Origin of the sequence: Candidatus Nitrosacidococcus tergens, assembly GCF_902810445.1 — a bacterium.
Taxonomy (GTDB): Bacteria; Pseudomonadota; Gammaproteobacteria; order Nitrosococcales; family Nitrosococcaceae; genus Nitrosacidococcus; species Nitrosacidococcus tergens.
Genome location: NZ_LR778175.1, coordinates 1,698,543 through 1,711,225, shown reverse-complemented (window position 1 = coordinate 1,711,225; position 12,683 = coordinate 1,698,543). Strand labels below are relative to the sequence as shown.

Here is a 12,683-nt window from a genome sequence, read left to right as displayed (position 1 = left end):
ATTTTAATTGATGAGCGAATCCATACTAAATATTCGTGTTTATTATGAAGATACGGATAGTGGAGGGGTAGTGTATCATGCAAATTATCTTAAATTTATGGAACGGGGACGTACTGAGTGGCTCCGAGAGCGAGGGTTTAATTTAGATGTATTAAATCATGAATATAGCGTAATATTTGTGGTACGTACTATACAGTTGGAGTATTTACATCCTGGGCGCTTTAATGATTGCCTAAAAGTGTATACTCGTCTTTTAAGACATGGTGGTGCTAGCCTGTATTTTGAGCAAACAATAATACAACGGGATCAGGGTAACAATCTCTGTCATGCAACAGTTAAGGTAGCTTGTCTTAATGCTCATACTTTTCGCCCTTGCCCTATGCCAAAAAAAGTAATTTCTACTTTATTTTAATTTTTTGGATAAATAATTATCATAATTAAATGGCCAATCATCTTTCTGTCTTTGATTTAATTCTAGAGGCTAGTTTATTAGTTCAACTAGTCATGCTTATTTTACTTGTTATCTCAATTATTTCTTGGACTCTTATTTTTCGTAAAAGAAATGAACTTCAGCTAGCAAAAAGTACTGCAGATAGTTTTGAGGATTATTTTTGGTCAGGCCAAACTCTAAATAATTTATATACACAACTGTCTACCCATGAGCCTCCACTCATTGGGATAGAAGGGATATTTTTTTCAGGATTTAAAGAATTTACACGTCTTTATAAAGAAGAAAATATAGAGAAAAACGCTGCATTAGACGGGATCCAACGAGCGATGCGAATTTCTCTTACTCGGGAAATAGATATTTTAGAAGATTCTCTACCTTTTTTAGCTACTGCAGGATCTATTAGCCCTTATATTGGATTATTTGGTACCGTATGGGGAATTATGAGTGCATTCCGTGGGCTAGGTGATGTACATCAAGCTACTTTAGCTATGGTTGCTCCAGGTATTGCTGAAGCTTTAGTTGCTACTGCGATGGGATTATTTGCTGCGATTCCTGCAGCCATTGCTTATAATCGATACACAAATGAGATCGATCGTTTAATTAGCCGTTATAATACTTTTTCAGAGGAGCTTTTTTCTATTTTTCAACGGCAAATGTATAAATCTTAATACTTACCTTGTAATAATATAGATATGTACTCTACACGATTTGAGCGAAAACGACGGCTTATATCAGAAATCAATATTGTGCCTTATATTGATGTTATGTTGGTACTGTTGGTGATTTTTATGATCACTGCTCCTATGCTTACACAAGGAGTAAAAGTCGAATTACCTCAAGCAAAGGCTGAAATAGTAGAAACTCCAGATAATCTTGATCCTGTACTTGTCAACATTGATGCCCAAGGTCAGTATTATATTGATATTGGAAATACAAAAGAACAGCCTATTACCAGTGACGATCTCTTCAATAAAATCTCCATAGTATTAAATCACCAGCCAAATACCCCAGTTTTTGTAGGTGGAGATCGCCGAGTTTCTTATGGGAAAGTAGTAAAATTAATGGCATTATTACAACAGGCAGGAGCAACTCATGTTGGTCTAGTCACTGAATCTCCTTTATGATGAAAACCTCATCGGCTCTTGGCTTCTTTAGAGAGAGTCTAGATATAAAACAGTCTTTTTTTTTACTATCTTTACTGATACATGGGCTTTTAATTGGAATGCTTGCAATAAAATTAAAATGGCCCCATCATTCCAAGCCTAAAAATATAGCTTCTATACCTGTCATAGAAGCTACAGTTATTAGCAAAGATTTAATTTTTCCTGAAAAAAAAGAAATCCCTCAGAAGTTTCAACAAAAAGATATAGCATCAGAGCAGTTATCCCTCCTTAGGCAAAAAAAGAAAGCCCAAGAAGAAGCCAAGCAAAAAGCTGAAGCCGAACGTAAAGCTAAAGAAGAAGCAGAGCGGAAGCAAAAAGAAGCCGAAGAAATAGCACGTAAAAAAGCAGAAGAGGAACAAAAACAGGCAGAACTGGCTAAAAAGAAAGCTCAAGAAGAAGCCAAGCAAAAAGCTGAAGCTGAACGTAAAACCAAAGAAGAAGCAGAGCGGAAGCAAAAAGAAGCCGAAGAAATAGCACGTAAAAAAGCAGAAGAGGAACAAAAACAGGCAGAACTGGCTAAAAAGAAAGCCCAGGAAGAAGCCAAGCAAAAAGCTGAAGCTAAACGAAAGCAGAGGGAACTACAAGACAGAATAGATGCCGAGAAAAAAAATGAATCGCGAATCAGAGACGCTATTGAGCGATTTATTCCCCAACTACAAATGCGTGTTCAACGCTATTGGGTTCGTCCGCCCGGAGTGCAAAATGATATGGTAACTGTATTACGGGTTGATCTTCTTCCTAGTGGAGATGTAAATAATGTGACAATCATTGAGAGTAGTGGCGATCCAGTATTTGATCGATCTGCACAAGCTGCTGTTTATCGAGCTTCTCCTTTACCAATTCCTACAGATAAAGAAGCAGCAAAGCAGCTTAAAAGTTTTAATTTTAAATTTTGCCCTAATTGTTAATAATGACTAATAGCATAAAAAAATCTTTTTGGATTATCTTTTTTTTGATTTGCTCATCAAAAGTATTTGCTGTACTTACCATTGAAATTACTGGTGGAACTCAAGCGGCATTGCCTATTGCCATTGTTCCTTTCAAAACTAATGGTAGTATGCCTCCAGAGAATGTGTCTGAAATTATCAGAAATGACTTAGCTTTAAGTGGACGTTTCTCTCCTCTAGAAAATAGGGAATTAATTGCTCAACCCCATGATGCTTCAGAGATTCAATTCTATGATTGGCGAAGATTAGGATCGGAAGGATTAGTGATTGGAACCGTTACTAATATAAATACAGATCAATACGACGTAAGTTTTCAATTATTTGATGTATATAAAGGGGAGCAGTTAGTAGGACGACGCTATCATATTTTGACAGAAGATTTGAGGAATTTAGCTCATCAGATTTCAGATGTAATTTATGAAACCCTAACTGGAGAAAAGGGAATTTTCACTACCCACATTGCTTTTGTTGCAGTCTCAAATAATCAAGGAATAAAGGAATATACACTACAAATCTCTGACATGGATGGGCAAAATCCACGTACAGTGCTGCGCTCTAAGGAACCTATTTTATCTCCTGACTGGTCTCCAGATGGTACTCAGATTGCTTATGTTTCTTTTGAACGTAAACAATCAGAAATTTTTATCCAAGAGTTACGTACTGGTAATCGTCAATCTATTGCTGCTTTTCCTGGTATTAATAGTGCACCTGCTTGGTCTCCAGATGGCAATAATTTAGCTTTAGTGCTATCTAAAGATGGAAATCCAGAAATTTATATCTATAATTTTATTAAAAAAATATTCACTAGGCTTACAAAAAATGGAGCAATAGATACTGAACCTACTTGGTCTCCAAATGGGCAGACGATCATATTTACCTCTGATCGAGGTGGGCAGCCACAACTATATGAGATCCCAATTTCAGGCGGGCAAGCAAAACGCTTAACTTACGAAGGAATATATAATACCTCTGCGTCTTTTGCACCAGATGGGCAACATATTGCAGTTACTCACAAAGCAAATACAGGAACATTTCATATTGCTGTTTTAGACCTAATAAGCAAAAAATTACAGACTCTAACGCAAACTAAAATGGATGAATCCCCTAGTTTTTCTCCTAATGGTAGGATGATTATTTATGCCACTGTAGGTGAACAAGGTGGGGCACTTGCTGCAGTTTCTAGTGATGGGAAGATTCAACAGCGCTTGGTACAGCGTGGTGATGAGGTTCGGGAGCCTGCATGGTCTCATTAAATTTAATTAAAATTGTTTTAGGAATTACTACAATGAAAAAAATACACTTATTCATTCCAGTACTTTTTGTATCAGCTTTATGGCTTGCTGGATGTGCAAACGATAGCGAGATCAAAAAAGATGAAGTTGTTCCAATTGCCACTGAAAGTTTATCAGATTCTACTGAAGATTTATCAGATGCTGGTGCTACAGCCCTAGGTATGTCTGATGGTATGATGTATGAAGGAGATGAACTAACTGATCCTAGTAGTATTTTGGCAACTCGCGTATTTTATTTTAAGTTCGATAGCAGTGAAATTGAAGAAGATGATCGAACCGCTATTGAAGCTCATGGTAATTACTTAGCAAAGCATCCAGATACTGTTGTGACTTTAGAAGGTCATACTGATGAGCAAGGTGCTCGAGAGTATAATTTAGCACTAGGAGAGCGTCGAGCTAATACGGTAAAAAACTTAATACTCCTAATGGGTGCTACTGAAGATCAGGTCAAAGTGGTCAGTTATGGGGAAGAGCATCCAGCTGTAGAGGGTCATAATATTAGTGCTTGGAAGCTTAATCGCCGAGTTGAAATTGTTTATCCTAGTAACCCATAGAAAAAACTATAGTGAAACCATCTTATTTTAGAAAAAATATATGGTTTATTATAGGAGGTATTTGTTTGTTTCAATTACCTATCATAGTAAATGGTATTGAAACAATGGGGGCTGGAGCTAATGCAAATTTAGCACAGCGCGTACAGCATTTGGAGAATATTATACAAGGACAGGGATTGTCCAAATTACTTACGCAGTTAAATCAGTTGGAGTCAGAGGTACGTCAGCTGCAAGGAGAAAATGAAAATCTACAATATGAAATTGAAAATTTAAAAAATAAGCAAAGAGAACTATATGTTGATTTAGATCGAAGAATAGAATCGCTAAATACTCTAGAAGGTAACCAATCTTTAGATGAGCGTAACGATGAAGAAAATAGTTTTAAGAGTGGTGGCTTTACAAGCGATTCTGATTTGAGCGATCAAGCATATCAACATGCACTAGAAGTATTACAAGAGGGTCATTATACAGAGGCAATTATAGCATTTACTAAATTTTCTAAACAATATCCTGAAAGCGATAAATTTGCAGATGCTCAATATTGGCTAGGAGAAGCATATTATATGAATCAGAACTTTCAGGAAACAATCACTGCATTTCAAGCATTTATCAATGATTCCCCTGAGAGCTTAAAAGTACCTAACGCTATTTTAAAACAGGGAATTTCCTACTATGAATTATCCCAAAAAAATCAAGCAAAAGATAAATTTGAAAAAATAGTTGCTGAATACCCAAGCTCAACGGCACGCCAACTTGCTGATGAATATCTTAAAAAGATACAGTAATTTTTTCCTAATATTTTGTGAATCAACTTAAAATTACTGAAATTTTCTACTCTTTACAGGGAGAAGCTAACACCGTAGGAATTCCTACTGTATTTATTAGGTTAACAGGCTGCCCTCTGCGATGTCACTATTGCGATACTAGCTATGCTTTCCAAGGGGGCAATTGGTGGGATTTATCAGAAATCATTCATAAAGTTGCTACATTTAATACTCGTTATATAACAGTAACTGGTGGTGAGCCACTGGTACAATCCTCCTGTTTAACACTCCTAACTCTGCTTTGTGATGCAGGATATAAAACTTCTTTAGAGACTAGTGGTGCTTTAGATATTTCTAAGGTAGATATTAGAGTAATTAAGATTATGGATATTAAAACTCCAGAATCTGGGGAAGAATCCCGTAATTTATATCAAAATATTGATTATTTACTTACTCACGATCAAATAAAATTCGTGCTTTGCAGTCGAGAGGATTATATTTGGGCTAAATCTATTCTGAGTAACTATGACTTAGATTCACGATGTGAGGTGCTTTTTTCTCCAAGCTATAATCAGCTAAACCCTACTCATTTAGCCGAGTGGATTTTAGAGGATAAATTACAGGTAAGAATGCAAATTCAGCTACATAAGTACCTCTGGGGAGATATTCCTGGAAGATAAATATGACTAAAGCAGTCATCCTACTTTCGGGCGGATTAGATTCGTCTACTGTACTTGCAATTGCTCGCTCTCAGGGATATTCCTGCTACGCCATCAGTTTTAATTATGGCCAAAAAAATAAGGTTGAACTTGAAGCTGCCCAAGAAATAGCTCAGCACTTTAAAGTGGCTGATCATAAAATTATCAATATTGATTTAGGCAATATAGGAGGATCTGCTCTTACTGATTCAACTATTCCAATTCCTAAAGCTTCCAAAGGACAAATCCCCGTTACCTATGTGCCGGCACGAAACACACTCTTTCTTGCCTTTGCTTTAGGATGGGCTGAGGTATTAGATATACAAAACATTTTTATTGGTGTCAATTCAGTGGATTATTCAGGTTATCCAGATTGTCGACCAGAATTTATTGCTGCTTTTGAGCAATTGGCTAACCTTGCTACTAAAGTAGGAATGGAAGGGAAAAAAATTCGAGTTCAAGCTCCTTTAATAGGTCTTTCTAAGAAAGAAGTTATTAACCAAGGGATTTCACTTGGCGTTGATTATTCCCATACCATTTCTTGTTATCAGATAGATGATAAACGGCGTGCTTGTGGTATATGCGATGCTTGTACTCTTCGTAAAAAAGGGTTTCTAGAAGCTAGAATAAAAGATCCTACAATTTATCGTTAAAATTCATCTCGATAACTTGAGATTCTTGAGAATTAGGGTAAAATTATATTTTCTTATTTCTATGGGCCGTTAGCTCAGTTGGTAGAGCACCGGGCTTTTAATCCGTGTGTCGAAGGTTCAAATCCTTCACGGCCCACCAAAGTTTGCTTTTCAGGCATTCCGCCAGTGTTGCAAGAAAAGTAAAAATTCCTAACAAAATAACCACGCAGCCTAAAGCATTAAACATTTGAATCAGTTGTTCTGATTTATCTTGACTCTTCATTTTTCACTTAAAAGATGAAGTTTCAAAGCAACAAGAAATTATAAAGCAGGAATAGAAAGACCCAATACCAAAAATTAGTTTTGCTTCAGATCTAGATTTATCTAATATCTACGATGAAGTAATTGGTATTTGTAAAGAAACGGTTGAAACAAATGTGATTAGTAGACTTGCAGAAAATCAGGATATTTCAGCGTGAGTTGAGCACGGGTTAACTTTACACTCAAAAGATAGCGAGCAGTGTGAGTTTTGCGGCTCTAATCTGCCAAACGGCAGAATTGAAGCATTACTTGGTCATTTCAACGAAGCTGATAAAAAGTTAAAAGAGAAAATAAGCGAAAAGATTGCTAATCTTCAACAAATCATTCAATCTGTTGAAAAACCTCAGGCTCCAATCAAAGAACAGTTTTATACAGATTTACAAAAAACTTTTGTACCACAAGCAATTACCTATAACCAAGAAAAAGACAATTATTGTGCCGAATTGTCAGATATGGTTGATATTTTGAATGCTAAAAAGCAAAAAACGACAGAAAAAATACCCTTCTCAAGATCGTTGAGTAACAATTTTCAATTTGTTCTTGATTCTATAAATAAGATTATAGAACAGCACAATCGAAAAAGCGATAATTTCCAGGACGAAAAAGATGAAGCCACTAAATCACTAAAAACTCATTACTTGAGCGAGATTTTTGATGAGGTGAAAGGCTTAGTACGGGAAATTGAGGAGTGCAAAAAAGAAATTTCAAGAATTCAGAATGATATAGAGGTACTCAATGAACAGATTACTGAAAGTAAGAATAAAATTCTATCAGAACACAAGGCTTGCAACACACTAAATAAACAATTACAAACCTTCTTAGGTAGAAATGAGATTACTTTTGAGGTAGCTCCCGAAGGTGGCTATGTTATTAAGCGTAATGGTATCATTGCAAAAAATCTAAGCGAAGGCGAAAAAACAGCCATAGCATTTGTGTATTTTGTAGTGCACTTAAAAGATCAAAATTTTGATGTAACCAATGGCATAATTGTCGTAGACGACCCTATATCAAGCCTTGATTCAAATTCACTGCATCAAGCTTTTGCTTTTCTACAAAATGCAGTTAAAGGCGCGAAGCAGGTTTTTATTTTTACGCATAATTTCAATTTCTTGAGACTTATTCTGAACTGGCTAAAATATAAACCTAATAAGAAACATAGTCGGTATTATATGATTAAGAATCAAAATGAAGTGGCAAATGGCAGAACCGCATTTGTTTCGAAACTTGATAAAGCTTTGATAGACCACGAAAGCGAGTACCACTATTTATTTAAGGTTTTATATACATTTGAATCGGACGATAGTATTGCTTCTGTCTATCACATACCAAATATTGCGAGAAAAGTTCTTGATACTTTTTTGATGTTCCGTGTTCCAAGCAGCGAAACCTCCTATAAGAAAACGGAAAGTTGTTCAATATTTGCTAGAAATGATGGACATAACTTTTCCAGAACATTACAAAATTCTTAAAGAACAATTGCAAATCAGAATTAACACCGATGCGAGCTTGTTGAGCACGGGCGAGATACAGCCCGCATTAGTTTTGTTCAAAATGGATTCGTAGCAGAGTATATAACTCCACTACTCAATATTCCATTATCGCTTAATGCAATAATGTTTTTCCTCTCCCCTGCCCATTTATCCTTGGTACTGCTTTGAGTAAATTCTGTGTATAAGGGTGTTCAGGGCTACTGCAAATTTGTTCTGTAGTTCCTTTTTCGATAATAAACCCTTCTTTCATAACAGCAAATTCATCGCTAATATATTTCACTACACTGATATTATGACTAATAAAAAGTAAGGTTAAATTTTTACTTACTTGCAACTCTAACAATAATTCTAAAATTTCAGCTTGTACTGAGACATCTAAAGCACTAGTAATTTCATCACATACAATAAATTTAGGTGATAAAGCAAGAGCACGAGCAATACAAATTCGTTGACGCTGACCTCCAGAGAGCTCATGAGGATAACGCCATAAATAATCTCCATTTAAACGCACTTGCTTTAGTAAATTCTCCGCTCGATCTAAGCGCTCCTGGAAAGATATACCTATGTTGTGCACTGCCATAGGTTCAATTAAAGTAGTTGCAATGGAAAGTCGGGGATTGAGAGAAGACAGCGGATCTTGAAAAATAATTTGTAATTCCTTTCGATAGGGCTGTAACTTCCTTTGATTTAAAGTAGTAATATCAGTTCCGTTATAGCAAATTTTACCACTAGTAGGTTCTATAAGACGAAGGATTGCACGCCCAAGGGTAGTTTTCCCACAGCCCGATTCTCCAACTAATCCCAAAATTTGACCAGTAGGTATGATTAAGCTAATGTTATCTACCGCGTGAATATGCCCAACGACTTGTCTAAATATGCCTTTACGGATTGGAAAATATACTTGTAAGTTCTCTATTTCTAATAGAGGCCGTATTACAGCCGGAGTTATATTTTTTTGAGGTGTATGAGAAGAGGGTAGAGGCCTAAGGTTTTCTGGTAATGCTGCAAGTAACTGGTGAGTATAAGGACGTTTAGGATTACCAAGTACTTCTTTTAAAGTACCAGATTCAATTATTTTCCCTTGTTGCATTACACCTACTTTGTGAGCCATTTGAGAAACCACTCCAAAGTCATGGGTAATAAATAAAATCCCCATTTGTTTTTTAGCTTGTAATTCTTGCATCAATGCAAGAATCTCAGCTTGAACCGTCACATCTAAAGCAGTAGTAGGTTCATCTGCAATAAGTAAATCAGGCTCACAAGCAATTGCCATAGCGATCATGACTCGCTGGCGTTGTCCTCCAGAGAGTCTATGGGGATATTCATTCATACGTAATCTAGGACTTGGAATACGCACTTGCTCTAAAACATGAATTGCCCTTTCTTGTGCTTCTGTTTTATTCAAGTTTGGGAAATGTAATTGTAAAGTCTCTATAATTTGCTCACCAATAGTAAATACTGGATTGAGGCAGGTCATGGGTTCTTGGAAGATCATAGAAATTTGAGCACCACGAATGTGTTGCTTTTCCGATTCAGGTAACGATAGTAAATCTACCTGTCGATAGTGATTATCACTTTGGTACCAGTTAAATAAAATGGATCCTTCAGGGTGTGTACTAATCTGTTTAGGAAGAAGCTGCATAATAGATAAAGCAGTGATAGATTTTCCACTACCTGATTCACCTACAAGACAAAGGGTCTCTCCTTTGTTTAGAGCAAAACTTACTCCATCTACTGCTTTAATAGCACTACTTTTTCCATAAAAATAGGTTTTTAAATTATTAACTTGAAGCAGCACAACAAATTATAGAAGTGAACGTATTATAATGGCTTTTTTAAATAGGGATCCAAGATGTCACGAAGGGATTCGCCAATCAAATTATAGGAAAATACTGTAAGAAAAATTGCTCCCCCTGGAAAAACTGCCATCCACCAGTTAAACATAGAAGACTTTACCGCCTGATTAAGCATTTGTCCCCAAGAAGGATCATCAACTAATCCTAGTCCTAAAAAACTTAATACTGCTTCTGCTAAAATTGCAGAGGCAATGCCAAAACTCGCAGATACTAAAATAGGCCCGATCCCATTTGGCAGCATGTGACGAAATAAAATAGAGTGTAAAGGAAGACCACAAGCAATCGCTGCTTGAACAAAATCCTGTTGCCGTAAACGTAGAAATTCAGCCCGTACATAGCGAGCATAACCAGGCCAACTGGTAATACCAATAATCACCATTAGCATGTATAAGCTACGCTCAAAAAAAGCAACAAAGGTAAGTAATAGAAACAAGGTAGGTACTGCTTCAAAAATTTCTATTAAACGCATACCTATCATATCTACTATTCCAGAAAAATATCCCATAAGTCCACCAATCACTATGCCAAGCACCATTGCAATGCTTGTGGCAACAAAACCAATGCCTAAAGAAACTCGAGAAGCGTAAATCATACGAGACAATACATCAGCACCATTTTCTTCAGTACCTAGCCAGTGATTTTGATTAGGCGGTTGCAATCCCAATTCATCTTTATCTCGTTGGTAATCCTTAGGGGAATAGGGGATAGGCGTATGAATAACCCACTCATACTTTCCTATGGATTCTTGTTCTCGATACTGCTCATAAATAGTTAGGGTGGGCGGGTGAAGTAGCCATGAACTAAGTACTCCTGATAAAACACAGGTAATGCTTAAGATCCACAACCAAGTTCTCAGCGAGGATTTTATAATTATTAATATAAAACCTACAATAAATAGTGTAATGAGTACGGTATCAGTAGAGGTGAAGTTATATAATATAGGACTACTAATTTGTCCTTTCTGGCTTAGGAGTAAGGGATGGCTATTTGCTAAAAATGGAGCAAAAATCGCAAAAAAACCTAGTAACCCAATCCACAATAATCCTAAACGAGCACCCCATTGGGAAAGAACTTGACTGGCAATACTTGCTTGTTTTTGGGATGGAATTAAATTTTTAGCGTTTGATATAGCCATTTTCTAATCATAGTTTACTCGAGGATCAACGATTGCATAGCAAATATCAGCGATTAGGTAGCTCACCAAAGTGAGTAACCCGCTAATTAAGGTAATAGAAAGCACTAGCTCTCGGTCTCTAGCTTGTACTGCTTCCACTGCTAATTTTCCCATCCCTTCAATAGAAAAAATAGATTCTATAATAACTGATCCAGCTAACAGGCTTGGTAGTAGAGTACTGGAAACCGTAATGAGCGGTAAAAGACTATTGGGAAATACATGCTGCCATAAAACTGTATCATCAGATAATCCCTTAGCTCTAGCAGTTCTAGCATAATCTGTCATTAGATTTTCTAAAACTGCCGTTCGTGTTAAACGAGAAAGAAAAGCAAAGCTCCCATAAGTTAAGCATAAAATAGGTAAAATAAGATGCCAAATACGATCAGCTAGAAATCCACGGGTAAAATCTCCTACCCAATAATTGGCTAAAACTATCCCTCCTACTACTCCAAAAATGCTCATTATGCTTACCCGTAGCATTATATGATTTAGATAACTTAATCCACCTAGGATAGATGCGAATAATGCCCCTAGAAAAATACCTACTCTAAAAGAAAACGTAGGCAGCTGAGTTGTCACCCAAATACCAATACTCACGCCTAATCCAATTAAAATAGCAGATCGGAGTAATTTAGAATGATATAGAGCGATCCAAATACTTACTATGACACTTACAGTAAAAATCGTTAAGAATAACAACCCATCTTGTATAGAATGCCAGTGGGGTAAAAAAGGCATATCTAATGCTTTACGAGTGCTTAATCCTGCTGTAGGGAACCAGTGCCAATATTGATTACTTGCAAGAAAGCCAATTAATAATACTCCAGCGAGCATAGTAGGTATTGACCATAACCCAAGCATGATAGTATTTGAGAGTATATCAAATGCTTTGCCTCGCTCAATTGCTGCATGTACGCCAATTGTAATTGCAAAAATATATACAAGAGGCAGAGAAAGAGTATTAAGTAATAAAGTGATAGGGACTCGCTCTTTTATAATATCTAACACAGGTCTCCCGTAGCGAAAGCTGGTACCTAAATTGGGTCTTTTCCAAAGAGAAAAATTACGAAACCGATTTTCTGAATCTAAGCTAAACCCTATGGGAGAGATATTGTTTAGCCAGTGAAGATATTGAACAGTAGAGGGAGAATCCAATCCATAGAGTTTATTATAGTAATCTTCTAATGCTTTTTTCGCCTCAGGCTCTAAATTTTGGGTACCAATTAAACTTTGAGTACTAATACCACCTGGTGCTGCTGCCATTACAATAAACACAACGATCGTAATGCCAAGCAAGGTAGGAAGCATAAGCAGCAAGCGACGAATGATATAAGCTAGCAT

Annotated in this window: 12 protein-coding genes, 1 tRNA gene and 1 pseudogene; 11 read left to right on the top strand and 3 right to left on the bottom strand. The window is 36.5% G+C overall.

The features are described 5' to 3' along the window. Positions 1-10: 10 nt before the first annotated feature. From ybgC to NSCAC_RS08190, 11 genes and pseudogenes are all read left to right on the top strand, one after another. Positions 11-412 (top strand): tol-pal system-associated acyl-CoA thioesterase, encoded by a 402-nt coding sequence (gene ybgC, locus NSCAC_RS08240; protein WP_197744327.1) that lies wholly within the window; start codon positions 11-13, stop codon positions 410-412. Between the two features lie 29 nt (positions 413-441). Next, positions 442-1,119 carry a protein TolQ gene (tolQ, locus tag NSCAC_RS08235; protein WP_197744326.1) on the top strand — a complete coding sequence of 226 codons (678 nt, stop codon included), beginning with the start codon at positions 442-444 and terminating at the stop codon, positions 1,117-1,119. Between the two features lie 24 nt (positions 1,120-1,143). Further along, complete coding sequence (gene tolR, locus NSCAC_RS08230) at positions 1,144-1,575, top strand: protein TolR (RefSeq protein WP_197744325.1); 432 nt, start codon at positions 1,144-1,146, stop codon at positions 1,573-1,575. Beyond that, positions 1,572-2,522: a cell envelope integrity protein TolA gene (gene tolA, locus NSCAC_RS08225; protein ID WP_197744324.1), complete on the top strand. Its 951-nt coding sequence runs from the start codon at positions 1,572-1,574 to the stop codon at positions 2,520-2,522. The genes tolR and tolA overlap by 4 nt, the downstream gene beginning before the upstream one ends. Before the next feature lie 2 nt (positions 2,523-2,524). After that, the gene (tolB, locus tag NSCAC_RS08220; protein ID WP_197744323.1) at positions 2,525-3,814 is read left to right on the top strand and encodes a Tol-Pal system beta propeller repeat protein TolB; all 1,290 of its coding nucleotides are present in this window, start codon (positions 2,525-2,527) and stop codon (positions 3,812-3,814) included. 32 nt (positions 3,815-3,846) lie between these two features. After that, the gene (pal, locus tag NSCAC_RS08215; protein ID WP_197744322.1) at positions 3,847-4,407 is read left to right on the top strand and encodes a peptidoglycan-associated lipoprotein Pal; all 561 of its coding nucleotides are present in this window, start codon (positions 3,847-3,849) and stop codon (positions 4,405-4,407) included. A 65-nt stretch (positions 4,408-4,472) separates the two neighbouring features. Further along, positions 4,473-5,192: a tol-pal system protein YbgF gene (ybgF, locus tag NSCAC_RS08210; RefSeq protein WP_197744321.1), complete on the top strand. Its 720-nt coding sequence runs from the start codon at positions 4,473-4,475 to the stop codon at positions 5,190-5,192. Between the two features lie 17 nt (positions 5,193-5,209). Beyond that, positions 5,210-5,851: a 7-carboxy-7-deazaguanine synthase QueE gene (gene queE, locus NSCAC_RS08205; RefSeq protein WP_197744320.1), complete on the top strand. Its 642-nt coding sequence runs from the start codon at positions 5,210-5,212 to the stop codon at positions 5,849-5,851. Then, positions 5,848-6,522 carry a 7-cyano-7-deazaguanine synthase QueC gene (gene queC / locus NSCAC_RS08200; RefSeq protein WP_197745360.1) on the top strand — a complete coding sequence of 225 codons (675 nt, stop codon included), beginning with the start codon at positions 5,848-5,850 and terminating at the stop codon, positions 6,520-6,522. The genes queE and queC overlap by 4 nt, the downstream gene beginning before the upstream one ends. Before the next feature lie 63 nt (positions 6,523-6,585). Continuing rightward, positions 6,586-6,661 (top strand) — tRNA-Lys (locus NSCAC_RS08195). 331 nt (positions 6,662-6,992) lie between these two features. Continuing rightward, positions 6,993-8,291: pseudogene (locus NSCAC_RS08190) on the top strand (AAA family ATPase); the annotation flags it as partial. Positions 8,292-8,424: 133 nt separating this feature from the next. Here NSCAC_RS08190 and NSCAC_RS08185 read toward each other — a convergent pair. Genes NSCAC_RS08185 through NSCAC_RS08175 form a run of 3 tightly spaced genes read right to left on the bottom strand, consistent with a single transcriptional unit; the run spans position 8,425 to position 12,683 of the window. Further along, a complete protein-coding gene (locus NSCAC_RS08185) occupies positions 8,425-10,110 on the bottom strand; it encodes an ABC transporter ATP-binding protein (protein WP_197744319.1) in 1,686 nt (561 codons plus the stop codon). A gap of 23 nt (positions 10,111-10,133) precedes the next feature. Continuing rightward, positions 10,134-11,303, bottom strand: coding sequence for an ABC transporter permease (locus tag NSCAC_RS08180; RefSeq protein ID WP_197744318.1), 1,170 nt, complete (start codon positions 11,301-11,303; stop codon positions 10,134-10,136). Between the two features lie 3 nt (positions 11,304-11,306). Next, the gene (locus NSCAC_RS08175; RefSeq protein WP_197744317.1) at positions 11,307-12,683 is read right to left on the bottom strand and encodes an ABC transporter permease; all 1,377 of its coding nucleotides are present in this window, start codon (positions 12,681-12,683) and stop codon (positions 11,307-11,309) included.